We start from the raw sequence: 24,994 nt of genomic DNA, 5'->3' as shown, positions 1-24,994 counted from the left end.
GAGATCAGCCTGCCGTCGCTTCGGAGGGGAGCGGCGCCGTTTCGGGAACGGCGTTCGGCGACGTGTCCTGCGCGCGGGGTCTGAGCGGTACCTTCCGGGAATCCACCTCCATTCCCGGCTGCAGGAGCGTGGCGCCTTCGATCACGACCCTGTCGCGTGCGGAGATGCCGCGGCGGATGACTCGCAGCCTCTCGACCAGAGGCCCGGTCTCGACCACCTTGTTCTCCGCCTTGCCGCCGGCACCGACGACATAGACCAGCCGCCGCGTCTGGTCGGTGAGGATGGCCTCGTCGGGGATCAGCAGCGCCTTGTAGCGGCCAGATCCGAGCAGCCGGGCGCGTCCGAACAGGCCCGGCGTCAGGAACCCGTCCGGGTTCGAGACCACGGCATGGGCACGGATCGTGCCCGAATTGCCGTCGATCGTATTGTCGACGAAGCTCATCTTGCCGCGCCAGCGATAGGTCGGCTCGTCGGCGAGCTGGATGTCGACCGGATTGGCGGCGGTTCGCGACGAGCCTCGCTCCCCTGCCCTCGCCTGTCGCATATATTTCAGGTAGAGGCTTTCGGCTCCGTCGAAGGAGAACCAGATCGGATCGGTGGAAACGATGCGGCTGAGGACGGTCTCGCCTGCGGAAGCATAATTGCCGGGACTGACGCGTCGATCCGAGATGCGGCCCGACACCGGCGCCCGGATCGTCGTGAATTCGAGGTTCAGCAGCGCGTTGCGGACATTCTCCTGCGCCGCCTGGAGGTCGGCCGCGGTCGTGCCGACGACCGCTTGCTTCTGCTCATATTCCTCGCGGGAGATCGCCTGCGTCGCCAGCAAGCGCTGCGCGCGTGCGAATTCGCTGCGGGCATTGTGCAGCGTCGCGGCGGCCTTGGCGACCTGGGCGCGCGCCTGGCCGAGCGTCGCCCGATACGGCCTCGGGTCGATCACGAAGAGCGGCTGACCCTTGCGAACCGCCTGGCCGTCAGCGAAAAGGACCCGATCGATCGTGCCAGACACGCGCGGCCGCAGCTGCACGTCCTCGATCGCCTCGAAGCGGCCCACATATTCGTCCCAGTCCACCACCTCCCGCTCGAGCGGGGTCGCGACGGTGACCTTCTGCCGTGTCGGCGCTTCCGGCACGGGCTTCGAGCAGCCGGAGGCGGCCAGGGCGACGAAAAACGGTACCAGCGCGCGGCGCCGGCGAGAGTGAAGCGCGATCATGGGTCGGTGAGCCCTTTGGGTGGAATTGCCCGAAGACTGCCCGACCAAGCGCGCCATGAATGCCTATACCCGCGTATGTCCGGCCTGAACCCGCGTCTGGTATCGTCGGGCGCGCTCGCCCGTGCCGGGATGTCGAGCAGGAAGAGGCGGGCGCCGCCGCTGCACTGCCCGGCGTCCGCGCAGCCGGCTAGACGCGCGTATAACTTAGCGTCGCGTTCGGCCGGGCCTAACGCAGCCGTCATTGCTTCGTTTGCCCGGAAGGATTGCCATGACAGCCGCCACCCCAGACTGGTCCGGGGCCTTCCGCGACGATCCGGCAGATCCTTATGCGCGGTGGGCACAGACCTTTCCCGACCTGCCGGAGGACATGGTCGAGCGCGCAGCATCCTATGGCGTCCTCGAAGCCGTTGCCGAGGGAACACGCCTCGCCAGTCCGGGCGACCGGTCGGTCGACTTCTTCATCGTGCTCGACGGCGCGATCGAAATCTACGAGGCCGGGGCCGGCGGCGCAGAAAGCCTCGTCGTTCGCCACGATCGCAACCAGTTCACCGGCGAGCTCGATCTGCTGAATGATCGTGCGAGCCTCGTCAGCGCCGTCGCGGTCGAGCAAACGCGTGTCGCGAGGCTTGACCGCATTTCCTTTCGCCGCCTGCTGAGCGGGGAACCGGACGTCGCGGAGATCATCATGCGAGCCTTTATCCTGCGACGGATCGGGATCATCCGGCACGCGCATGGAAGTGCCACCCTCCTCGGCATGCGAGGGTCGGGCGACACGCTCGCCGTACAACGCCTGCTGACGCGCAATGGCTATCCGGTCCGGCTCGAGGATGCGGTCGACACCGAGCACGGCCGGGCGCTTGCTGCGCAGCTCGGCCTGGGCGATGCCGACCTGCCGGCGCTGATCCGTCCGGGCGGCGAGGTGCTGAAGAGGCCGTCCACGCGGGCCGTTGCGGATGCGATCGGGTTGTGGGAACCTGCGGATCCGGCGAAGGTGCATGACGTCGCCATCGTCGGCGGGGGGCCGGGTGGCCTGGCGGCCGCCGTCTACGCGGCCTCCGAGGGCCTCGGGACCATCTTGATCGAGGAACTCGCGCCGGGCGGCCAGGCCGGCACCAGCAGCCGCATCGAGAATTATCTCGGCTTCCCGACCGGCATTTCGGGTCAGGCGCTGGCCGGCAGGGCGCATGTCCAGGCCCAGAAATTTGGCGCGCGTCTCGCCATCTCGAGGCGCGTGGTCTCGCTCGAGTGCGCAGAGTCCCCTTTCCGTCTGGTGCTGGACGACGGGAGCCGCGTGAGCGCGAGAAGCGTCATCGTGGCGAGCGGTGCCCGCTATCGACGCCTGGGAACGCCCGACGACCTGCATTATGAGGGCAAGGGCATCCATTATGCCGCGACTCCGATGGAGGCGGTGCTGTGCGCGGGCCAGGAGGTTGTCGTCGTCGGCGGCGGCAACTCGGCCGGACAGGCGGCGATGTTCCTGTCGCGTATCGCCTCCCATGTGCACATGCTGGTGCGCGGCGAAGGCCTGGCGGCAACGATGTCCGATTACCTCGTGCAGAGGATCAGATCGTCGCCGCGCATCACCCTGCATGCCCAGAGCAGCGTCACGTCGTTGACCGGCGAACCCTATCTGCGAAGCATCACCTGGGGTAACAGGCAGTCGGGCGCGGTGGGCGTGATCGAGGCATCGAACCTGTTCGTGATGGTCGGCGCCGAGCCCAACACCGGCTGGCTCGGCGACTGCGTCGCACTCGACGATCGCGGCTTCGTCCTCACCGGAACTTCTTCGGGGGCCTCAACCTCCAGCCCCTTCGAAAGCTCGCGGCAAGGTGTCTACGCGATCGGCGACGTGCGGTCGGCATCGGTCAAGCGCGTTGCCTCGGCCGTCGGCGAAGGCTCGGTGGTTGTCTCCGCCATCCACCAGTATCTCGAAACGCTCCAACCCGGGAGATCGTGATGGACGAGTGTCCTCATGTGCAGACCATCAACAAGGTAATGCCGAGTGCGCGCGGATGCGAGGAGTGCCTGAAGACCGGCTCATGGTGGGTGCATCTGCGGATCTGTCGCGCTTGCGGCCATGTCGGGTGCTGCGACCAGTCGCCGAACCGGCATGCCACGGCTCACTTCCACGCGACCCGCCATCCCGTGGTCGAGGGATACGACCCGCCCGAAGGCTGGGGCTGGTGCTATGTGGACGAGCTCTTTCTCGATCTCGGCTCCGACACGACTCCGCAAGTCGGCGAAATTCCGAAATTCTTCTGAGCCTCGACCTCATGCTCGGCTAGCTGGCACCTGTTTCCGGCTTGGGCGTCAAGATGACGCCGATCCGTTCTCGGCAGCCCACGCGGCGGCGAAACCTCGGCGTGTTCGCTCCCGTGGCCGCGTCGTGCCGGGTCGCATCCAGCGGGACGCCCGCAAGGGCCCGATCAACTCGCGCGCCGTCCGGCATCGGCTTCATGCGGCGCCATTTCCATGTCTTGCCGGTGCATGGAGCCGAAGAACCTCACGTACCTTCGTCCGAGTCAGGCCGGCTGCGATCGCGCCATTGACCTCGATGCGCACGGCGGCCGCTTTGCCCGCGCGGGCGACAATCGCGAGCCTGCGGATTGCCTCGAGCTGCGGATTGGACAATGGTGCCGGCAGCCCGATGGCGAACAGCCGCCGGAGCGTTCCCAGAAGGCCGTTTCGCGAAGCCAGCGCCTCGGCGCCATCGGAAGCTCCGATCGAAGCCGCGGCAAGTTCCAGCGGATCCAGGTCCCTGCTGTGGGGAGTGACAGCCCCTGCGGCCCCCTGTTGCAGATCCATTGGGAAGGCAGAATGAGGCATTGTGCGTCTCCGGCGCTGTTCCGATCACCGCCTTCATCGCCGAGGACGCTTCTGGTTTGAATCATCCTTGTCGGCTGCCGGTTAGTCCGAAGGGAGCGGCACGTCATACGTGAGGATAAGGCGGCCGGCTGCCCGACAAGAAAGCGGGCCCGCGTCGCGAGCCCGCTTCGAACAACGGATACCGGAAACTAGGCCGCCGCATCACCAGGTGGCACATCGATGAACACGTACATGCGGCTGACAACGTTATCATGAAGGTGGACGACGTCCGTGCCGGTGGCGAGCGGCGCGCCCGCAGGTCCCACACGCCATCGACCGATGGCGACGCCATGGTGATGAAGAATCGGCCCGGCATATTCGAGCCGCGCCACCGGGCCAAGGATGGCGTGAAGCTCCTGCACCCTGTTCGCAATCGCCTCCGGCCCGATCGCCACGCCGTCAGGCTCGTAGAGCGTCGCATCCGCCGCATAAAGTTCGGCCAAGGCTTGCCGTCTCAGTCCAGCGTCCCGCTCGTTCCAGACCCGATTGATGCTCTCGTGCAGCAGGTGCTCCAAATCTGACTCAAGCGTACCATCCATGTTCAGTCTCCTCATGCAGCCCCGCGAAAGGGCCGGTGGCCACATCATCGCCACTCCAGGCTTCCCCTGAAGCGAATTGCACTGTTTTCGTCGGTCTGCCTGGCTCCGCCAGCCTCGTCCCTCAGGCAGCCCGAAGGTCGGGAATTCTGCCGTGGGCGGCGATCCTGAAAAGCGCCCCCGACAGCAACGTGCTCACGATATCGGACGGGTTCGCGAACGCCTTCGAGGCCGAACCGGGCCGCAGCGATTCCTGGAAGACGGTCACGAGCACAAGCAAGTCGGACTCATGGTTCTTCGGAATCACCCGATGAGCCTTGTCAGCACGGATCGCGTCAGAGCGCCGAACGCGAGCCCGGAGGTTCACGAAGCCCCTTACCCCGCGCTCCTCGAAGCCTCAGAGCGCCGCAGGATAGTCGAGATAGCCCTCGGGCCCTTGCGTGAACCAAGTCGCCATGTCGTCGGACGCAAGGGGAAACCCTTCGGCGATCCGGCGTGGCAAGTCCGGGTTCGAGATGAATGGCCGCCCGAATGCGACGGCGTCGCCGACGCCCGCCTTCAGATCCGCGTCCGCTCTCGCGGCATCGAAGTCCGAGTTGAGGATCAGCGGCCCCTTGAAGAAGGGGCGAAGCTGCGGCGCGAGAGGCGCCATGTCCCCGACCCCGAACGTTCCGTCGACAGGAGGTTCGCGCAGTTCCAGGTGCGCGATGCCGATCTCCGACAAGGTCTCGAGTGCGGCCGCGAACAGCGGCAGCGGATCGCTGTCCCTGACGCCTTGGGTCTCGCCGTTCGGCGACAGGCGCACCCCGGTGCGATCGGCGCCAATCGCCTCCGCCACCGCTTCCGTCACCTCGCGCAGGAGGCGGATGCGGTTCGCGATCGAACCGCCATAGTGGTCATCTCTGAAGTTCGCGCTGTCGCGAAGGAATTGATCGATCAGATAGCCATTGGCGGCGTGGATCTGGGCGCCGTCGAACCCTGCTCCAAGCGCATTGAGCGCACCCTGGTGGAAGTCGCTCACAATCGCAGGGATCTCGTCTGCGTGGAGGTGGCGCGCTTCGTCATAGGGCTGGCGGCCGTCATAGGTGTGGGCGTGGCTGGGCGCTGTTGTCGCCGATGCGGAGACGGGGCGCTCGCCCTCGAGAAAGCTCGAATGGACTGTCCGGCCCATGTGCCAGAGCTGCACGATGATGCGGCCGCCCGCGTCGTGAACGGCATCCGTCACCTGCCTCCACCCGGCAATCTGCTCTCGGGTCCACAGACCCGTGGCATAGGGCCAGCCCAGACCCTGCTGCGTGATTCCGACCGCTTCGGAGATGATGAGGCCGGCGCTTGCGCGCTGCCGGTAGTAATCGGCCATCATCGGTGTCGGAACGTGGTCACGGGTGCCGCGCGCGCGGGTCATCGGAGCCATGAAGATCCGGTTCGGCGCCTTGATCGCGCCGAGCTCGATCGGGTCAAAGAGCGACGTCATTTCGCTGTCCTTGGTAAAAAGTCAGAGTCAGGGATTGAGGAGATCCATCTCCGGCGCACTGGCGCCGCCCTGTGCCTGAGAGACCAGGCTGTACGTGGTGAGGGGGCCGCGGAACTGCTGAAGAAGTCCCCCTTCATCCAGTCTGCCGAGGATGATCGGGGTGAACCCAAACGCTCGGATGAGCTCCGCTATCTCCGCATTGGCATCCACGTGATTGCCGGACACGAACAGGACGCGGCTTCCGTCACGGCCGTCCGAGGCCTCGCGACCGAGAACCCGCGCCCAATTATGATTGAAGGCCTTGACCACCCGCGCGCCCGGCGCGTGATCCTCAACGATCTCGGTCGAGGGCCGGCCACCAAGGTCGAGCGGGGAGAAGTCGGAATAGTTCAAAGCGTTGGTGGTATCGACGAGGATCCTGCCATTCCACGCACCCGCTTGCTCAAGCGCCGACGGAACGGCATCGAAGGGTGTCGCCACGATCACGATGTCAGCTTTCAGCGCGTCCGCGAGCGGTTTCGGCACGATTGCGGCCCCGAGTTCCTGCGCCAGCGGTTCAACCGCCTCCGGCCCGCGGCTGTTGGCAACGGCCACCGGTGTGTCGATGCGTGCGAACTGACGGGCGATCGCGCTGCCGATCGCGCCCGATCCGATAATGGCGTACTTCATGAAAATTCTCCGGTTCGGGCGGTCGGTGAGTTGGCCGCCCTCGATCGGAGAAGTGCCTCGTCGAAACGTTGTTCGAAATGCTACCTGCAGGTCGCAAACTCATACGCGCGTATAGAAGCCTCCTCAGGCCGCGGCCGGGAGCATGAAGGCAAAGCGCGCGCCCCCGCCCTTGCGGTTGCACGCCCCAATCGATCCTCCATGCGCTTCGATGATCGTCTTCGACACCGACAGCCCCATGCCCATTCCCGTCTCCCGGGTGGTGAAGAATGCGGCGAACAGTTGCGACGGGTCGTCGCCCACGCCCGGCCCCGTATCCGAGACCGCCACTTCCACATGTCCCGCGGCCGCACGGGTGCTGACCGCGACCACCCGTGGTCCGTCACGCTCCGCCATGGCCTGGGCCGAGTTGATCACGAGATTGATCAGGACCTGCTGCAGCTGGATCCTGTCCGCCTCGACCCGCGGCAATCCGTCGGCGAGTTCCAGCGCCAGCTCGGCTCCCAGATTGGACACCTGCCGCCGCACGATGTCGACCGTGTCCTCAACCATCTGGTTGAGATCGACCCGCGTCAGGGTGCCGACGCCCTTGCGCGCAAGCGCGCGAGTCCGCGTGATGATCTCCGCGGCCCTCGAGCATTCGGACATCATCCGGCGAATGGCGGATTCCACTTCCTCCATTTCGGGATCGGGGCGCCCGAGCCAGCGGAGCGCGGCATTGCCGTTGGCGAGGACCGCCGCGAGCGGCTGGTTCACCTCATGCGCGATCGAGGCCGTGAGCTCCCCAAGCGTCGCAACGCGCGATGCATGCGCCAGATCGGCCTGCATCCTGGCAAGTTCGTGCTCCTTGCCGATCCGCTCGCTGATGTCGGTCGTCCCGACGATGACCGCGGTCTCGCCTGGTGCGTTCTTGGCAAAGGCGCAGGTCAGCGCGACATCCAGGCAGTTGCCGTCCGACTTCGCCATGACCGTTTCGGTCTCGAAGGACGAGGCCCCCGACAGGAAGGCGAATAGATTCTGCGTGAAGGCGGGGAGGCTGGCCTCGCAGCACCACCGCCCGAAAGGCTGCCCGCGGGCAGCCTCGATCTCGATGTCGAACATTTCTGCGGCCTTGGCGTTGATCGCGACCACGGGCGTTCGATCGAGCGCGCGCCGGACGAAATCGGGATCGGAGGCCAGGTGAATGCGCAGCGAATTCGCGTCGGTTACGCCGGCGTCTCCCAGCATCCGGGCGAGGATCGCGAGGTCGACGATCCAGAATCCCAGAGCCGTCCCGTCAAACACGCTGTGGAATCGATGATGCAGCTCGGCGACGTCGAAGGTGAGGATATACAATCCCTCGAAGCCGTCCGGTCCCATGCGCGGGACGTACCGCACGTCCGCCTGCCGGTAGGTGCCGTTGCGGAGCGGCGAGAAGGTCGTGAAGGCCGAGATTTCGCCGCGCCGGGCACGCTCGAGATGCGGGCTGCGCGCCGCGAAGTCCTCCTCGCCGATGATCTCCCGCAAGGACTTGCCGACCATCCACTCGGGCGTGCGAAGATACCATTCTTCGAGATACCGGTTCGCGAACCGGCAGACGAGGTCCGTGTCGAAATAGCAGAGCACCGCCGGCACGGCGTCGACCATGCGCCGGAGTTCGTCACCCGAGATGGAGATTCCCCCAGGGGCGCCTCCTGCCGAAGGGCCGCTGCGCTCATCGCGATCGAAAGCGTTGTCCATCCGGCCTCCCTTGAACCAAAGGTCGGGCGCGATCCACCCTCGTCACGGCGATCGGACTATCGGGATGTAGGGCATGCGGCAAATGTCGGCGCTGGTAAGAAACCTAGCCGCGCGTATAGTTTCGCGCGATCGCGTCTCGGCGCACTCATGCTTCGTTGACATCCCGCCGGAACACCGGCGCCGGGAAGGAAATTGGAATTGTCGCAAGAGCCGCTGGTATCCATCGTCGACGACGACGCAGGCGTCCGTTCGTCGCTCGACGGGCTGGTCCGAAGTCTTGGATATCGTGTCGCGCTGTTCGACTCTGCCGAAGCGTTCCTGTCGTCCGAAGCAAGGGACGGCAGCCATTGCGTCGTCAGCGACGTCCAGATGCCCGGCGGAATGAGCGGCATCGACCTTCTTAGGCGGATGCATGACGCGGAGTGCGCGGTGCCGGTGATCCTGATCTCGGCCTTCACGACCGATGCGCTGCGGGAACAGGCGCTGGCAGCAGGCGCCTATTGCACGCTCAAGAAGCCGTTCGATGGTGAAGACCTCGTCACCTGCATCGAGCGGGCGCTGGCCGCCTGACCCTTGCCGGAGCGCGTCCGTCTTCGGGCGGCAGTCCGTACACAATCCGTCAGGACGCGATGACCAGCAGGCTCGACGTGGCGCTCGCGTAGAGCTTGCCGTCGCCACCGAGGAGCTTCGCCTCTGCAAAGGCGACGCGGCGGCCAATCGTCACCACCCTGCCCTCCGCACGCACCGTACCGACCTCCGGTCTAAGACCCCTGTGATAGGCTGTTTTCAAGTCGATGGTGGTATAGGTCTGATCCGCCGAGAGCAGGCTCAACACGGCGAACCCGCACGCGGTGTCGAGCAGCGTCGCAATATAGCCGCCGTGCACGAAGCCGGTTGCGTTCATTGCATGCCGGCCGAGCTCGCCGCCGCAGACCGCAAAGCCGCGCTCTACCTCGAGAAGTCGGAAATTCAGCGCCTCGCCGATACCGGGCGGGCGCCCGTCGCCAATGAATGCGCGCGCAGTATCGAAGCCGTTGGGAGCGCTCATGGGTTTTCCAGTCCTTCTATCATGATGCAAAGCTTAGACTCAGCGTTGCTGGACCTGCACGATCTTGGTGGAAGCGCCATCGCCACCCTCCGCGATCACGAGATTGCGTCGCGGTACCGACGCTTCGGACGAGACGAGCTGCCGGATCGGTCCGACCGCATTCACGATCGCCGATCCGGCAGGATTCGTCATGAACTTGGCGAGCGGCTGCAATGCGCCGCTGCCGTCCCCATGTTCCGCAAGTGCGAGCACATAGGCCCGTTTCGGGGCGAGCCCGGTCACCGCGGCCTGGAGGACCTGCGTCAGCCCCTGGTCGAACAGCGTCACGCTGGTTGCGACAGCGCCCTCGAGCGTAACCAGCTTCAGGTGCGCCGCGGCGCCGGCGAGGCCGAGCGGCTGCAGTCCCGCGCGTCCGTCACCGCTTGGCACCCCGCCGGCCACATAGGCGATCGCCTGCGGCGCCTGGCCGATCGGGATCTGCGCGACGACCTTGTTCGTCGCCGTGTCGATTGCGGCGAGCGCGTCCGCATTCTCGAGCCCGACATAGATGCGCTTGCCGTCGCCGGACGGCCAGATTCCATGCGGAAGACTGCCGACCGGTATGGTCGCGAGCTGGCTGAAGTCGTCGGTCCTGAAGACCTTGAGCTGGTTGCTGCCGCCGATCGTGACATAAGCGAACTGCCCGCCTGGGGTCCGCGCAAAATTGACGTGATTGGTGATCGGACCGGTGTCGATCTCCTTCAGAATCGCGAATGGAGGCCTCGCCGAGAAGGCGATGGTCTTGCCGACATCCTTGAGGGTGAACCAGACCTGCTGCCCGTCCGGAGTGGCCGCGATGTTCGGGCAGAAGGGGCTTGGCTGCTTCACGGTGCCCACACGCTTGCGCGACTTGACTTCGAACACCGCGAGCTCGGGATTGAAGGACGAGCAGACATAGGCATAGCGCCCGTCCGGCGAGAAGATCGTCATGCCGGGCCCGCCGGGGGTCTTCACGCGCGCCTTCTCCGCGAAGGTCGAGGCGTCGATCACCGACACATAATCTTCGCCTCGGACGGTCACCCAGACCTCCCTGCCGTCCGGAGTGAAGAAGGCTTCGTGCGGGCTGCGGCCGATATAGGTGGTGTGCCTGACCGCATTGGTCGCGGTGTCGATGAAGGTCACCGAATTCGACCCGATCGACACCACGGCGAGCTGCCGGCCATCGGGCGAAAAGCCGAGCCCGTGAACGAGAACCTGTCCCTTGTAGAGAGGCGAGAGGTTCATCGGCTGCGGATCGCCCAGCCGAATGACTCCGAGCAGGCTGTTCGTGGAAGGGTCCACGACCGAAACCGTGTTCGAAAATTGCTCCGCCGCATAGATGCGGTCTCTGGGACCGGAAGGCGTGTCCGGCTTCGCCCAGGGCGCCTGCTGGGCGGCCGCGCCGCAGCTGATGGTCAGACCTGCCGCGGCGGTCAGGAGCATGGCGATAGGTTTCATTCCGCACGTTCCTTGTGATGCTGGTGCTGGGCCGTCGCCGGGCCGGGGACGGTCGGAACGGGAGCCGTCGCGGGGAGCGGCCGGCCAAGGGCCATGCGCATCGCCGCGATCTCCTGCCGCTGATCGACGATGATCTCCTGCGCGAGCCGCCTCAGCTGTTCGTTCTTGCCGTAGCGGAGCTCCGCGACGGCCATGTCGATCGCCGCCTGGTGGTGAGGCTCCATCATCGCGACGAAGTCGATGTCGACGTCTCCGGTCGGTTTGGCGTCCATCGAGTCCGTCATCCGGTCCATCGCCGCATGCATCTCGCGAAGAAAGGATGGAACCTCTTCAGCCGCGGATGCAGTGGCGGCAAACAGCAGTGCACAAAGCGCCGCCACGGATCGGCTCCGCCCGATCTTCCAGGATTTCGAAGCACGCTCCGATGTTCCGGATCTGCCTGCGATCTTCATATGGTCTTCCTGACTCGAACGGATCGCCACGCGACCGACTGGGGGCGTTGCTCTCCTGCGCCGCACCCTCACTCGTGACGGAGCTCGCCGACGTGCTTCGCACTGACAGTCGACGGCTTCGAACCGAACCGGGCCGTCACATAATTTGCCACGTCCGCTATCTCCTTGTCCGAATAGCTCTGGCGGAAGCTCGGCATGAATCGGCGAGGAGTCCCCGGCGTGCCCGCGCCCTGCAGGATCATCAGCGCGACGTTCGCCGCGGTGGCATCGTTGACGGCACGATTTCCGCTGAGCTGGGCCTCACCGACCATCGCCCCTGCGCCGTTCCAGGCGTGACAGCCCGAACAGGCGTCCGCGAAGATGCGTGCACCGTTGCCGCTATAGCCGGCACCGAGCGACGGTTGCCCCGGAGCCGGCCCCGCCGCCTTTGGCGTGTCGTTTGTCCTGCGCGCCGGGATCGTTCGCAGATAGTTCGCGATCGCGGCGACATCGCTCGGCGTCAGCTTGCTGAAGCTGAGCTCGACGGCTTCGGCCATCGGTCCCGATGCGACCCCGCGACCATGGGCGTGCCCGGACTTGAGATATGCTGCGATTTCGGACGGTTTCCAGTCGCCGATCCCGCTGTCGCGGTCGCTGGTAATGTTATACGCGTTCCATCCTTCGGCGACCCCTCCGGCGAACTTGTTCCGCGTATCCATCGCCTGCGCGAGATTGCGCGGCGTGTGGCACTCGCCGCAGTGGGTGGGGCCCTCGACCAGATAGGCTCCGCGATTCCATTGCGCGCTGCGTTCCGCGATCGGCCGGAAAGGCTTTCCCGGATTGAAGAAGCCGCTCCAGACGGCCATCAGCCAGCGCTGATTGTAGGGAAAGCCGAAGCTGTTCGGCCTGTTGGCGAGCCGCACTGCCGGGATCGTCTCGAGGTAGCGCCGGATCGCCAGAACGTCCGCGTCCGGCATCAGGCTGTACGAGGCGTAAGGAAAAGCCGGGTAGAGCCGCGTGCCGTCGCGTGAGATCCCTTCGTGCACCGCCCGCAGGAAATGCATATCGTTCCACGCACCGATGCCGGTTTCCCGGTCGGGCGTGATGTTGGGCGTATAAAGCGTTCCGAAAGGAAGCTTGAACGGCCTTCCGCCCGCGAACGGGTGCCCCCCTTTGGCGGTATGGCAGGCCATGCAATCGGCGGCCTCGGTCAGATACTTGCCCCGGGTGACCACGTCCGCGCCGTCCAGCTCCGGCGGGACGCCCGTCGGATTGCGGCCCGGATAGGCTGCCAGTTCGACCTGGTGGCCGCCGGCGAAGGCGAGCGGGGCCGGCAGGATCAGCACGCGCCAGGCGATCACGCCGCAGAGCAGGAGGGCCGACGCCAAAAGCGGCAGCCGATAACGGCGTGCTCCCGCGGTCACGTCCGCTTGCTCCTTGCTTCGATCTTCATGCTGGCGGCTCCGACTTGCGTGTCGGCGCAGGCGGTACAGGCGATCGATGCAGCGGACACTTATACCCGCGTCTAGTCGCATCCCCCTGTCGAGGGATCGGCGCGCGTCGGGCTGAGGGGAACGGCCGGGGACGATACGCGGGTATGATTGCGGCCGCCCGCCCGGGGGTGATCTTTGCCCGCGAAAGCGATGCCGACAGTGGCGCGGCGCTTCGCGAAATGCAGGGATCGAAATGGCCAGTTTTGACGTGAATGGAGAGCAGGTCTCGGTGGATGCCGAGCCCGGCACGCCCTTATTGTGGGTCTTGCGCGATGATCTGGGACTGACCGGAACCAAGTTCGGCTGCGGGATCGCGCAATGCGGGGCTTGCACCGTCCACGTGAATGGTGAGGCCACGCGATCGTGCCTGCTCCCCGTCGAGGATGTCGAGGGCGCGAAGGTCACCACCATCGAGGGGCTGGGACAAGGGGGATTGCATCCCGTCCAGCAGCTCTGGCTGAAGCACCAGGTGCCGCAATGCGGCTATTGCCAATCGGGCATGATCATGGCGGCTGCGGCATTGCTCGCCGAGACTCCGAACCCGAGCGATGCCGATATCCTGGCGCGGATGACCAATATCTGCCGGTGCGGAACCTACTCGCGGGTCCGGGCGGCACTGGAGGAGGCGCGCGGCGGCGCGCGCATGGGAGCGCCGGCATGAACAACCCGACCCTCGGCAGGCGGCTGTTCCTTCAATCCTCGATGGCCGGCGCCTTCATGCTCTCGTTCCCGGTCCTCGCGACCGGGCCGGGGCGGCGAGACGAAGGGTATCGGACTGCGTTCCTCAAGATCACCGAGGAGGACGAGATCATCATCATCTCGCCCCTCGCCGAGATCGGTCAGGGCACATCGACTGCTCTCTCCATGGTGCTCGGCGACACGCTCGACGCGGACTGGAGCAGGATCCGGGTCGAGCTCGCCTCGGTCGATCCCGCCTATAACAGCCCGATCCTGTTCCAGCAGCTGACCGGTGCCAGTACCGGCACGTCGGGGTTCAACGGCCCGTTCCGCAAGGCCGGGGCAATCGCCAGGACGATGCTGCTGCAAGCGGCATCACGGCGGTGGAAGGTTCCGGTCGAACGGCTTCGCACCGAAACCGGCCGCGTGATCGGACCGAGGGCCGGCATGGACTCGCGCTATGGCCAGCTCGCCACCGCGATCGCGCGCCTGCCCGTCCCCGACACGCTGATCGAGCGCACGGACGACCGGCCGCGTTTCGAAGGCAGCGCGAGGACGCGCCTCGACCTCCCCTCCAAGGTCGACGGCTCGGCTCGATATGCCGTCGACATCCGCTTGCCCGGGATGCTCTACGCGGCTGTCACGTCGGCGCCCGTGTTCGGGGGCACCCTCAAGTCGGATCGCCGCGCCGAGGTCCTCAGGCGCAAGGGCGTGCGCGGGGTGGTCGATCTGCCGAACGGCATTGCCATCGTCGCAGATCGATGGTGGACGGCGCGAACGGCCCTCGACGCGCTCGAACCTGCCTGGGCGGAAACCCCGCACGACGCCGTGGACGACAAGGCGATCTTCGCACAATTCGAGAAGGATTTCGCGGCGCAACCCGGCGTGACGGTCGAAACACGCGGGGACCCCCGCGGCATGCTCGCGAAGGCGCAAGAGGTGATGACCGGGCGGTTCGAAGTCCCCTTCCTTGCCCATGCCACCATGGAGCCGATGTCCTGCGTGGCGCGGGCGGAGAACGGCCGCGGCGAGATCTGGATCGGGTCGCAGCATCCGGCGAACGCGCGCGCGGCGGCGGCCAGGGTTCTGGGCGTTCCCGACGGCCGGGTCGACTATCATCCGCTGGTCGCCGGCGGAGGGTTCGGAAGGCGCCAGGAGACCGATGTCGTCCAGCAGGCGATGATCGTGGCCAAGCAGTTCGCGCCGCGCCCCGTCAAGCTGATCTGGACGCGCGAGGAGGACGTGTCGCACGATTTCTATCGCCCGGCGGGCATCTCCGAGATCAGGATCGGCTTCACCGGGGACCGCATCGACGCGTACAGCCACCGGCAGGTGACTCCGTCGATCCTACCGCGCATGTATCCGGTCGCGATGAAGGCGTTCGACAGCGTAGTCACCGACGCAGTCGTACCGCCTTACGAATTCGAGCATGTCGACGCGCGATGGGTGCGCAGCGAAACCCATGTGCCGGTGGGCATGTGGCGCTCGGTTGGCGCATCGCAAACCGTGTTCGCCATCGAGAGCTTCATCGACGAGGTCGCGGCCGCGATGGGCGTGGACGAACTCGCGCTTCGGCGAAAGCTGCTGGCGAACACGCCCCGTGCGCTCGCGGCGCTCGACAAGCTGGTCGAGATCAGTGGCTGGCCCGGGCCCACCGCGTCGGGCAGCGCGATCGGCATCGGCATCAGCCACAAATGGCAGGACTGCCTCGTCGCGCAATCGGCGCAGGTGGCGATCCGCGACGGAAGATACGTCGTCGAGCGCATCTGCACGGTCGCCGATCCGGGCAAGGCGGTGAATCGCGACGCAGTCGTCGCGCAGATGGAGGGCGCGGCGATCTGGGGCCTCTCCTCCGCGCTGTTCGGACAGATCTCGATTGCAAACGGCCGGGTGCAGGAGAGCAATTTCAACGACTACCGGGTCGTGCGGCTGTCTGAGACTCCGATCCTCGACACCGTGATCCTCGAGGGCGGCGATCCGATCGAGGGCACGGGCGAAGGCGGGTCGCCGAATGTCGCGCCTGCGATCTGCAACGCGATCTTCAAGCTGACCGGCAAGCGCATTCGCCGCCTCCCCATCCTCGACCAATATCTGGACGGCTAGGCCGCGACGGTGAAGGCTCCGACCGGCGGCAACGCGTCAGCGGTCCGCCATGGCGTTCAGCGTGCGGCGAAGGGGCGAAGGACGCCTCTGCCGCAGATAGGCGACGCGCGCGGGCACTTCGAGCACGATTCGCGCGCCGTCGTTTTGGGCGGTCTCGATGCTGAGCGCGCCGCCGACGCGCTGCGCCCGCTCCGCCATGCCGCGCAGCCCGAAGTGACCCTCCCGTCCGCCCGCGGCTATGATCGCCTCGTCGATCCCGACGCCGTCGTCTTCGACGGTCACGAGGAAACGGTCAGGCCTAAAATCGATGTTCACGGCGATGCGGGATGCGCCGGCGTGCCGGGTCGCGTTGAGGATGGCCTCGCGGGAGATCTTGAGCGCCTCCTCCGCGACCAGCGGCTCGACCAGCTTTTCCTCCCCGTCGACCGAGAGGAACAGAACCGGCCCCGGCTCGCGCCTCAGCCCGGCGATGAATTCCTCGAGCTGAAGAGGCAAGCCGGTCACACGCGCACTGCGCAGGCCTGCGACCTGCTCGCGCCCCTCGACGAGCGCCGCCTCTGCCTGATCGAGTGCCTCGTCGATCTCGCGCTTCGTCGCCCGGTCGAGCTCGGGGCGAAGCGCCAGACCGTGGAAGCGGATCATCAGGCCCTGGATGCCTTGCAGCAGCGTATCGTGCAGATCCTGCGCGATCCGCTCGCGCTCGGCCAGGCGCGCCTCCATCTGTGCACGGATGCGCCGGGTGAGATATCGAAGACGCGCCGAGTAGAGCATTGCGGCTACGCCGCACGCCGCGAGACCGCAGAGACAGAAGAATGGCCAACTCTGGACGAAGGTCGGGGGTATCACCACTTTCAGCGTGGCGCCGGTGCGATTCCAGGCGCCGTCATTGTTCGCGGCAATGACGTGGAACCGGTAAGTGCCCGGCCCGAGCCGCGTGTAGAATGCCTGGCGCCGGCTGCCCGGATCCACCCAGCCGTCATCGACGCCCTCCAGCCTGTAGCGGAACTGATTGCGCGCCGGAACGGTGAGGCTGAGCGCCGTATAGCTGATGGCGAGGCTGGAAGTGCCCTCCGCCAGGGTCAGCTCGCGGGGGTCACGCACGTTCAGATCCCCTGCTGTCACGCCGGTGATCGAGACGACGGGCGGGATCTTGTTCCCCTTGAGACGCGACGGATCCAGCCGGAATGCACCCGTGCGGGTCAGGATCCAGAGTCGCCCGTCGCCTCCCACGGCGATTTGCGTGCCTCGGATGCCATAATGCTGGGGACCGCTTGCAAGCCCGTCCCGGCTGTCGAAGGTGTCGGCCGTCACTGGGGAGCCGGGATTGTCGAACGCCCGGTCGAGCTCTGCAGTCTTCACACGAACGAGACCCGCCGTAGCGAGCAGCCAGGTGTCACCGGCCGGAGTCTGCACGGCATCGCGCAGCCGCGCCGCCCAGGGATAGCGGCCTGCCCGGATCACGGAGATCCTGCCGTCGCGAATTCGAGCCACGCCCGTGGTGCCGTTCACGAGCACATAATCGAGCACCCGGGTCAGGCCATTGACGTATCCGATGCCAAGACCGGCCGCGCTTTCGCTGCGAACCGACGTCCCCGAGATGATGCCGAAGCGAGCGCCGCGAATGTTGAAGACGACGCGCCCGTCAGGTGCCGTTACGACTTCCTCGGTTCCGCCGCCGCCGAGCCCTTTGCTCGGCACCCGATGCCAGCCGGTTGCATCGTGCCAGCGCAACGCATTCTCGCCCGTAAGCCACAATCGGCCCTGCGCGTCTTCCGTGCAGGCATGGATCGGGCCGGGAGGTCCAGGGATCGGGATCCGACCGGTTTCCGCGTCGCCGAGCCGAACCGCATGGCCGGTATGGACGAGCCATATGGAGCCGTTCCGCGCCGGACAGATGACCTGAAGCTGCCCTTTCACAACCTTGCGGAGCTTCGGAGCGGCGCCGGCGCGGATCTCGTATATGCCTTCTGCGCTTCCGATGTAGACGGTGCCGTCCGCCGCCTGCGCGATCGTCATGCTGCCGCGCGGGTTCACGGGGACGTCGCCCTCGGCGACGATCTCGATCGGGCGGAAGCGGTCGAGCCCCTGCTCGGTTCCTATCCAGACATTTCCTTCCCGATCCACGAGGATGGCATTCGTCAGGTCCGAGGTTAGGCCATCCCTTGCCCTCAGCAGCTCGAGAGTGCCGAGGCTGTCATCGTCGCGTGCGCGGGCATGGAAAATTCCCCCGGAGCGCGAAGTACCCCAGAGAGCGTTCCGATGGTCGAAGCGGATCGTGGGATAGACGAGATCGGGGGCGGCCGGCAGGGCAACAGCCGCCAGCTCCGACCCCAGCCGGCCCGGTAAGATCCGTCCCGTTCCTTTCGTGTCCGACAGCCACAGGCGACCGCGCCTGTCGTTCGCCACGGCGGGATATCGGCCGCGGGTCGGGAAGGTTGCGAAGCGGGTCGAACCGGGCGCGAGACGCAAGGCGTGGCTGCTGAGGTCACGGGGATCCCAGAGTCCGAACCAGAGTGTGCCGTCCGGGGCAGAATAGCCGTTGAAGAGCGCGCCGAATGGGAGGGCATATTCTTTCTCGACGCTGTCCCAGCGGCCCTTGCGGTAGCGCCACAGCCGGTTTTCCCAGCCACCCCAATTGGCCCAGATGGTCCCGTCGCGCGCTGGCATGATCCCCAGAATGATGGGCGGCGGGTCCGGCATGGCCGTGTCGACGACCTTCCCGCCGCGATAGACCGCGATGCCTCCGCCCTGGTCGTAGCCGATCCAAAGGTTGCCCCTGAAGTCCACCGCCAGGGCACGCGGGGCACTTCCGAGCCGGGTTTGCAGGCGCGGCGAAGACACACGCTCGAAGTGCACGCCGTCGAAGCGGAATAGTCCGTCCTGGCCGGCGACCCACAGATAGCCGTCCGGGGTCTGGGCGAGCGCGCGAATGCCTTCCGGCGCCCCGTCGTCCCGGGTCCACGAGGAATGCTTGTAGCGGGCGAGGTCGGGCGTGGCGGCAAGGACGGGCGTGGCGGCGACCAGCAAGGCTGCGAGCAGGACCCGCACGCCGCCGGCCATCCGCCCTGCACCATCCAGAACCCGGCGCATCGCGCTCACCGCTCGGCCTCCGGGCTCTTTGAAACGTGTTCGGGTCCCCATCTCGGCCGCTCTTCGCCCATGAGTCGTGCCGCGAGTACCTATACCCGCGTATATTGGTGACCGGAGCAGGCAGCCTCCCCGGCCGGTCAGGTGGCCCAATGGAGCGGGCCGGATTGGCGAAATCCGGCCCGCTCGGCGTGCCGAAGGGGGGCATTCCGGCACGCCTCGCACCGGTACCGGGGCTTGATGGCCCGGTGCGAGATCCGCTACCGCATCTCCGTGACGCACCCACCTGGACGCGAGGGGCACCGGTTCATGCTCGCCTATTCCGGTCACGCGGGCGGCGGGGCGATCGAGCCGCAACCCGCCGCCGGCATTCCGGCACGGCAATCAGCATCCGAGCGGGGCAGATGCGGATCGATGTAAGCTGGGATTGCATCCGCGCCCCGTCAGCCGGCATCCGGACGCGCGGGATATTGCGGAACATCAAGCGCCCGGGTCCACGCGATGCGTCGTTTGGTGAAGATTTCCATGATCGGCGGGATGATCGCCTCGGGATGGTCGAGCGCTCCCATCATCACGAACACGGTGCCCGGAAAGCCTTGCAGCTGATTTGTGAAGACGCGCGCGCCGCAGGTCGGGCAGAAGTTGCGCACCAGCGTGTTCCCGGAATCCGCGGTATACTGAAAGCCCTTGGGTTCGCCGCTGAGCAGCACGAAATCCTCTTCCGGCACCGACAGATAGGTCGACATCACGCCGCCCGACGATTTCTGGCAGTCGATGCAATAACAATCGGCGACGAAGGTCGGATCGCTGCTGAATTCGAAGGTGACGGCACCGCAGCTGCAGCGGCCCATGTGCTTGTTCGCCATTTTGCCTCCTGACAATGACGCAGTCCTCCATTGCATCGCGCCGACGGCGTCCGTTGCTGCGCGGCCCGTGTGGAGATTGCTGTATGTTCTTTGCTGACCTTGCGGCAGGGATCCGAGGCGGCATAGTATACGAGTGTATATTGGCCCACGCGCGACCGTGGCTCACCGGCGAAACGCTTGGCCTTCGTACTTGAGGGCATTTTTCATCGAGCGCGATCGCCCCACGCCCGGTTCGGCGGCGACCTTGACGATCGTACCATCAATGGGCCGCGTCCCTTCCCCTGCGGGGCGCTTCGGCACCCGGACACTATACGTGGGGATCAGGCTAAATCAGCAGCCGAGCGATTTAGGGGGGAAAAAACAGCAAGGAACTCTTCGACATGACCATTGAGGTGAAACGCGTCGCTGTCGTCCAGTGGGAGGATGGCCTCATCCCGGTTGGCGACGAATGGACCGCAATCGAGGACTCTGTCCGGCTGGCCGGGCCCGACATCCTCGTCACCAACGAACTTCCGTTCGGTTCCTGGATCGCAGCCTGGTCCTGGTTCGACCAGGAACTCGCCGACAGAAGCGTGGCGGATCATGCGGCCGGAATGGCAGCGTTGCGTGCGTTGCAGGTTCCGGCGATCGTCTCCTCTCGGCCAGTTATGGAAGACGAACGCCTTGCAAACGAGGCGGTCCTCATCGACCCGTCAGGTGTCAGGGGTTTTCACCGCAAACAGTATTATCCTAACGAGCCAGGCTGGTACGAAGCAAATTGGTATGGCACACAGGCCCGGGACTTCAGCACCTTCGCCGCCGCCGGGCTGGAGCTCGGTGTTCTCCTCTGCACCGAAGCCATGTTCAACGAGCATGCGCGTGCTTACGGCCGCGCCGGAGCTCACCTCATCGCCATTCCCAGGGCGACGGGGTCGTCGGTTGAGGACTGGCACCTCGCGGGGCGCATGGCTGCACTGGTGAGTGGCTGCTACGTCGTGAGCTCAAACCGCGTAGGGAGCGGCACGCACGGTGGACCGTTGTTCGGCGGCGAGGGCTTTGCTTACGCCCCCGACGGACAGCTGCTTGGTATCACCACGGCCGAGAGTCCGCTGTTCGTGTTCGAACTTAACCCTGCCATGGTTCGAGATGCCCGGAAACTCTACCCCCGATATGTGGCAGAGCGATCCTGAGGTTGACGTCGGGAACTTCCGGAGAATCTTTGAAGCGCATGTCCGCAACCGGTGCGACTCGAACCGTGCCTGAGTTGCTCATCAGGATGTCGGGGCCGCCGAAGCGATCGACAGCCCTTGCAACTTCTGGCGCGAGCGCCGCCGAGACTGGCCCGGCCCTCTCGATTGCGGCAGCCGTAGCGCCGACGTCTCGGATTTCACTATCGATCATCGGGGAGCGCCTGCGAGGACCGCTGGATGATTGCCACGACAGAGGCTTTCCGTCTCGGGCGATCTCTACGCCGACGCCGCGGCTTGCCTTGGTGACCACGGCTCGGCTTCGCCGCAGGAACCACACCAATTTTATCTTGACCTCAAACAAGGCGGGAAAGGCGGCACGCTGACCGGAGCAGGCCGTATGGGCGCTAGGCTCCCTTCGCGCGTGCCCCCAGTTCGCCAGTCCGGTTGTTCAGTGAGCGCGCCCAATACGCAACCAGATTACGTATGCGCGCGCCGCTCCGCGCAACGTGCGACGCGCATCCCGCCATCACTTCTCCTCGATGAAGATAGAAACAGCGACGTCGGCATTGGCGGACAGTCGCACCCGGTTGTCCTCGACCCCGGCAACAAGCCCGATTGCGACATAGTGATGATGATCCTGGTGTCCGACGGCATAGTCGGCCTTGGTCAGTTTGACGCGTTCGCCTTCGATCCGATCCACCGTGCCGACATGCACGCCGTCGGCGCCGATGACTTCCATATCCGGAACAATCTGCTCGAGTATCATTCTGCTGGCTCCTTTAAGCGAAGGCGCGCCGATGCGGCCGCCCTGGTCGAGGGGATAGCCGAACTGATCCGCCTCAACCCTTGTCCCTCGGGATGCAAAGATCATACCTGGGTATGACCGTCCCCTCGCGCGCACCGATACTGCGGGCATCCACATCAACGGGGTCTGGCTCCCCGGCTGCGCGCACCTGCGCGGATCACGCAAGCTGAACGCGGGTATGATCCGCTTATGCCTTTGTCTGCGAACCCATACGCTTGCCTACGTGAGCCAGTGCACGATGCCCATTAATGGAGCGCCTTCAACATCACAGCGAAGAAGCAGCCCGATGAGCACGATCACGACCCAGGACGGAACGACGATCTTCTACAAGGATTGGGGTGCGGGCCAGCCAATCGTCTTTTCTCACGGATGGCCGCTCGCAGGCGACGCATGGGACCATCAGATGATGTTCTTCGGAACGCGCGGGTTCCGGGTGATTGCGCATGATCGCCGCGGACACGGCCGCTCCGAACAGACCTGGCATGGCAACAATATGGATCAATATGCCGACGATCTGTCCGATTTGCTCGAGCAGCTGGATCTCGACGATGTCATCTTGATCGGCCACTCGACCGGCGGTGGCGAGGTGGCACGCTATATCGGTCGGCACGGGACAGCGCGGGTTGCGAAGGCAGTGCTGTTGGCGGCGGTGCCCCCAATCATGGTGAAGAGCGACCACAATCCCGAAGGGACGCCGATCGAGGTGTTCCACAATATCCGTGCGGGCACGCTGAAGGACCGGGCGACCTTTTTCAAGGAGCTGTCGATGCCCTTCTACGGCTTCAACCGGGAGGGCGCGTCGATAGCCGAAGGCTTGCGAGACACGTTCGAGCTGATGGGGGTCCAAGCCGGCATAAAGGCCGCCTATGACTGCATCCGTGAATTCTCGGAAACGGACTTCACCGAGGACCTCAAGAAGATCGATGTGCCGACGCTCGTCGCGCATGGCGAGGACGACCAGATCGTCCCGATCGAGGCTGCCGCGTACAAGACGATCAAGCTCGTGCCAAACGGTACGCTTAGGACCTATCCAGGCGGCAGCCACGGCATGGCGCAGGTAACGCCAGACGACTTCAACCAGGACGTCTTGGACTTCATCCGCGGATAATTGCTGGGCGGCGGTGGCTGCTCCGGCGCGTTCTGCTTGCAGAGCGCGGACCTTCGATCAGCGCAACCGCCGCCATCCCTCTGTGCCGAATTGACGACCGGTACCGTCCTGCGATCGGCCGATTGCGTGCTACAGATCGGTATCAGTAGCAAAGCTCGAGCGAACTTCACCCGACGCAAAACTACAGCGGTATACGACCAATCCACACCGTCAGCGACACGGATGCGAACGTCGACTTTCGACAACAGCTGCCGTTCACCGCGGCCCCTACGAACGGCAGCTTCGTTCCAGAGCCGGTCGTCCCGTCGGACCGGATGCCGAACATGAATGGACGGCAGCATCTGGGATAGGTCGTGCTTAACCGCGAGCTCTCGCGCTGAGCCTACGGGCCGCTGAGCACGGTCCAGGAACCGCCGGTCAGGCTCAGGGCGGCACGAGGCGCGGTCTATCCCGTCCAGACTGCTCACGCGCGCACCCGGCACACGCCTCCCGGCAGCCACGCCTCGCCGGCATCAACCCCCTTGCACAGGCCCACGCGGGCCGTCATCCTCATCCCGAGAACACTCCCGCATCTCCAGAGCCGCGCCGCCTCGGCGCCTGGCTGGTCACTGGCGTCCTGACAGTTCCAAAATCTTCGCCTGGTTCACCCTGCGGCGCGGCTATTCGCGCGATGTGCGGATCGGCGCCTTCCTTCATCTCGGAACGAGCATCTTGAGCGCGATCGCCGCGATGCTCTCCGTCTGACGCTAACCAAGGGATCCGGACGAAAGCCTCTCCCATCGGTGATCGGGCGAAAGTCTGCAGATCGAGGCGCTCGATGCGACCGGCCGAAGAGCGCCGTTTTGGAACCGCCGGTCATGTCCGGTTGGCACGAGGCGCGGTCTACCCGATCGAACCACGCACGCCGCACCCAAGCCCACGATTGCGCTATTCGCAACAAATGTCTTGCCCTCAGCAATCCACGCTGATAGAACAAACAGCGAACGCCGATGAGCATGGGGCGACCACGCCTCGAGCCCGTTCCGTCTAAGGAGATCGCCATGCCGGATCCCGCCACCGCTTTTCCCCGCGCCACCACCGGCCAGTTCCTCCCCGGCCGCAGCGGCAATCCGGCCGGGCGGCCGCGCGGCGCGCGCAACAAGGTGTCGCAACTCATCGAGTTGCTGAACGACGGTGAGGAAAAGGCGCTCGCGCGGGCGGTGGTCGATCGCGCGCTGGCAGGCGATCAGGTGGCGCTGCGCGCCTGCTTCACCCGGCTGGTGGCCCCGGCCAAATCGTCTCCGGTCGAGATCGACCTGCCCGTCACCGCAACGCGGGCGGACGTGGCGGAGGCGAGCTCCGCGTTGATCGCGGCCATGGCCGCGGGCGAGATCACGCCGCTCGAGGCGGAGCAGGCGATGAAATTGCTCGTCACCCACTCCAGGCTGCTCGATGCCCGCGACCGCTCCGCCGGTGCCGCAGAGAGAGCCGCCGAGGACGTCGCTGCAGGGAGCACCGCGACCGCCGTCGCGCCGGCCCTTTCCGGCCGAGCAGCAGAAGCCGGCCCGGCAGCAGCCGCACCGGCCCAGCCGGTTGCGACGATGCCCGAACCAGAATGCTGCAGCGACGCGGTCCCGGCGCGGTTAAGGTCGCAACCGCGTACGCGCGCGCCCGCGCCAGCGGCGGCGCAGGGTTCGGCGTCCACCTGTATCTCACCTGTTATTACAGGCGCCGACACGCCTTCGGCTAGGTGCCGATCGATCGGTCGTGCAGGCGCGTTCCCTCTGGCCATCCCGGCGGAACGTCAACGCCCGCTGGACACGGCGCGCCCCGGCCGGCGCGCCACGCTGCTCGGGAGCGCAGCATTCGACAAAGCCTGTCCCGATAGACATGTTGGCCCACGGACGGATGACGGTCTTCCATTTCCGCCGCCGTCCGTGCGTCCCGCTGGGCCCCGCCCACCCAGGCATTACGGCTTCGTGCCGAGTGTGACGCTGTCCAGGCCCTGAGGGCAAGAGGTCTACTTTTCCAGCCTGAAGACGCGTGGTCCACTCCTCTGCCGCCGGGGCAACGCCCTTTCTTGAAGGCAAAGGTCCAGCAACGAACAGGACCGGCGCGCTGCGCCGCCCTCCGATCCGGTGCGCACCTGACGCGCGGTGTTCCGGAATCCAGGGCGGCCGTCGCGTTGGCTATGCGCTTGGCGGACGGGAGCAGCGCCAGGCAGGCCTCTCAGCCGGATTCGCCCCGGAAAATCGATCGGAAGAACGCTCGATGCGGCGGC

General features: G+C 65.8%; 22 protein-coding genes. 8 read left to right on the top strand and 14 right to left on the bottom strand.

The features are described from left to right. Positions 1–4 precede the first annotated feature (4 nt). Positions 5–1,210 carry an efflux RND transporter periplasmic adaptor subunit gene (locus C7I55_RS03455; RefSeq protein ID WP_106511448.1) on the bottom strand — a complete coding sequence of 402 codons (1,206 nt, stop codon included), beginning with the start codon at positions 1,208–1,210 and terminating at the stop codon, positions 5–7. A 268-nt stretch (positions 1,211–1,478) separates the two neighbouring features. On the opposite strand from C7I55_RS03455, the gene C7I55_RS03450 reads away from it, so the two are divergent. Continuing rightward, positions 1,479–3,167, top strand: coding sequence for an FAD-dependent oxidoreductase (locus tag C7I55_RS03450; protein ID WP_106511447.1), 1,689 nt, complete (start codon positions 1,479–1,481; stop codon positions 3,165–3,167). Then, positions 3,167–3,472 carry a UBP-type zinc finger domain-containing protein gene (locus C7I55_RS03445; protein ID WP_106511446.1) on the top strand — a complete coding sequence of 102 codons (306 nt, stop codon included), beginning with the start codon at positions 3,167–3,169 and terminating at the stop codon, positions 3,470–3,472. The genes C7I55_RS03450 and C7I55_RS03445 overlap by 1 nt, the downstream gene beginning before the upstream one ends. Positions 3,473–3,664: 192 nt before the next feature. On the opposite strand, the gene C7I55_RS03440 is transcribed toward C7I55_RS03445, so the two are convergent. The 6 genes from C7I55_RS03440 to C7I55_RS03415 form a co-directional block, all read right to left on the bottom strand. Beyond that, entirely contained in the window at positions 3,665–4,036 is a 372-nt protein-coding gene (locus C7I55_RS03440) for a hypothetical protein (protein ID WP_146150913.1), read from the bottom strand. A 188-nt stretch (positions 4,037–4,224) separates the two neighbouring features. After that, positions 4,225–4,614 carry a nuclear transport factor 2 family protein gene (locus C7I55_RS03435; RefSeq protein WP_106511444.1) on the bottom strand — a complete coding sequence of 130 codons (390 nt, stop codon included), beginning with the start codon at positions 4,612–4,614 and terminating at the stop codon, positions 4,225–4,227. Positions 4,615–4,735: 121 nt separating this feature from the next. After that, positions 4,736–4,891: a hypothetical protein gene (locus tag C7I55_RS27985; protein WP_158266267.1), complete on the bottom strand. Its 156-nt coding sequence runs from the start codon at positions 4,889–4,891 to the stop codon at positions 4,736–4,738. Between the two features lie 117 nt (positions 4,892–5,008). Further along, positions 5,009–6,085, bottom strand: coding sequence for an alkene reductase (locus C7I55_RS03425; RefSeq protein WP_106511442.1), 1,077 nt, complete (start codon positions 6,083–6,085; stop codon positions 5,009–5,011). A gap of 27 nt (positions 6,086–6,112) precedes the next feature. Beyond that, positions 6,113–6,754: an NADPH-dependent F420 reductase gene (locus C7I55_RS03420; protein WP_106511441.1), complete on the bottom strand. Its 642-nt coding sequence runs from the start codon at positions 6,752–6,754 to the stop codon at positions 6,113–6,115. Positions 6,755–6,877: 123 nt separating this feature from the next. Next, positions 6,878–8,470, bottom strand: a complete 1,593-nt coding sequence (locus tag C7I55_RS03415) for a PAS domain-containing sensor histidine kinase (protein ID WP_106511440.1) — start codon at positions 8,468–8,470, stop codon at positions 6,878–6,880. A gap of 198 nt (positions 8,471–8,668) precedes the next feature. Between C7I55_RS03415 and C7I55_RS03410 the strand changes: the two genes are divergently transcribed. Continuing rightward, a complete protein-coding gene (locus C7I55_RS03410; RefSeq protein ID WP_106511439.1) occupies positions 8,669–9,040 on the top strand; it encodes a response regulator transcription factor in 372 nt (123 codons plus the stop codon). A 49-nt stretch (positions 9,041–9,089) separates the two neighbouring features. Here the strand turns inward: C7I55_RS03410 and C7I55_RS03405 are convergent, their stop codons facing one another. The 4 genes from C7I55_RS03405 to C7I55_RS03390 form a co-directional block, all read right to left on the bottom strand. Further along, complete coding sequence (locus C7I55_RS03405; protein ID WP_106511438.1) at positions 9,090–9,518, bottom strand: PaaI family thioesterase; 429 nt, start codon at positions 9,516–9,518, stop codon at positions 9,090–9,092. Between the two features lie 39 nt (positions 9,519–9,557). Beyond that, positions 9,558–10,994, bottom strand: a complete 1,437-nt coding sequence (locus tag C7I55_RS03400; protein WP_106511437.1) for a YncE family protein — start codon at positions 10,992–10,994, stop codon at positions 9,558–9,560. Further along, positions 10,991–11,374, bottom strand: a complete 384-nt coding sequence (locus C7I55_RS03395; protein WP_233222015.1) for a DUF305 domain-containing protein — start codon at positions 11,372–11,374, stop codon at positions 10,991–10,993. The genes C7I55_RS03400 and C7I55_RS03395 overlap by 4 nt, the downstream gene beginning before the upstream one ends. 140 nt (positions 11,375–11,514) lie before the next feature. Further along, positions 11,515–12,849: a c-type cytochrome gene (locus C7I55_RS03390; RefSeq protein ID WP_233222014.1), complete on the bottom strand. Its 1,335-nt coding sequence runs from the start codon at positions 12,847–12,849 to the stop codon at positions 11,515–11,517. Between the two features lie 262 nt (positions 12,850–13,111). On the opposite strand from C7I55_RS03390, the gene C7I55_RS03385 reads away from it, so the two are divergent. Together C7I55_RS03385 and C7I55_RS03380 are read left to right on the top strand one after the other, a co-directional pair. Further along, complete coding sequence (locus C7I55_RS03385) at positions 13,112–13,579, top strand: (2Fe-2S)-binding protein (protein ID WP_106511434.1); 468 nt, start codon at positions 13,112–13,114, stop codon at positions 13,577–13,579. Then, complete coding sequence (locus C7I55_RS03380) at positions 13,576–15,699, top strand: xanthine dehydrogenase family protein molybdopterin-binding subunit (protein ID WP_106511433.1); 2,124 nt, start codon at positions 13,576–13,578, stop codon at positions 15,697–15,699. The genes C7I55_RS03385 and C7I55_RS03380 overlap by 4 nt, the downstream gene beginning before the upstream one ends. A gap of 36 nt (positions 15,700–15,735) precedes the next feature. Here the strand turns inward: C7I55_RS03380 and C7I55_RS03375 are convergent, their stop codons facing one another. Both C7I55_RS03375 and C7I55_RS03370 read right to left on the bottom strand, forming a co-directional pair. Beyond that, positions 15,736–18,789: a sensor histidine kinase gene (locus tag C7I55_RS03375; RefSeq protein ID WP_233222044.1), complete on the bottom strand. Its 3,054-nt coding sequence runs from the start codon at positions 18,787–18,789 to the stop codon at positions 15,736–15,738. Between the two features lie 440 nt (positions 18,790–19,229). Next, positions 19,230–19,652, bottom strand: coding sequence for a GFA family protein (locus C7I55_RS03370; RefSeq protein WP_106511431.1), 423 nt, complete (start codon positions 19,650–19,652; stop codon positions 19,230–19,232). Between the two features lie 380 nt (positions 19,653–20,032). On the opposite strand from C7I55_RS03370, the gene C7I55_RS03365 reads away from it, so the two are divergent. Next, complete coding sequence (locus C7I55_RS03365) at positions 20,033–20,821, top strand: carbon-nitrogen hydrolase family protein (protein ID WP_106511430.1); 789 nt, start codon at positions 20,033–20,035, stop codon at positions 20,819–20,821. Between the two features lie 526 nt (positions 20,822–21,347). Here the strand turns inward: C7I55_RS03365 and C7I55_RS03360 are convergent. Further along, on the bottom strand, positions 21,348–21,587 hold the full coding sequence (locus C7I55_RS03360; protein WP_199192696.1) for a DUF2171 domain-containing protein: 240 nt from the start codon (positions 21,585–21,587) through the stop codon (positions 21,348–21,350). 325 nt (positions 21,588–21,912) lie between these two features. On the opposite strand from C7I55_RS03360, the gene C7I55_RS03355 reads away from it, so the two are divergent. Further along, on the top strand, positions 21,913–22,734 hold the full coding sequence (locus C7I55_RS03355; protein ID WP_106511429.1) for an alpha/beta fold hydrolase: 822 nt from the start codon (positions 21,913–21,915) through the stop codon (positions 22,732–22,734). A 1,040-nt stretch (positions 22,735–23,774) separates the two neighbouring features. Further along, positions 23,775–24,722 carry a DUF5681 domain-containing protein gene (locus tag C7I55_RS27980; RefSeq protein WP_158266266.1) on the top strand — a complete coding sequence of 316 codons (948 nt, stop codon included), beginning with the start codon at positions 23,775–23,777 and terminating at the stop codon, positions 24,720–24,722. The last annotated feature ends 272 nt before the right edge of the window (positions 24,723–24,994 follow it).

It is taken from the genome of Allosphingosinicella deserti (genome assembly GCF_003012735.1).
Lineage (GTDB): Bacteria > Pseudomonadota > Alphaproteobacteria > Sphingomonadales > Sphingomonadaceae > Allosphingosinicella > Allosphingosinicella deserti.
The sequence above is the reverse complement of the archived record's forward strand: the minus strand, read 5'-3'. Positions and strand labels throughout refer to the sequence as shown.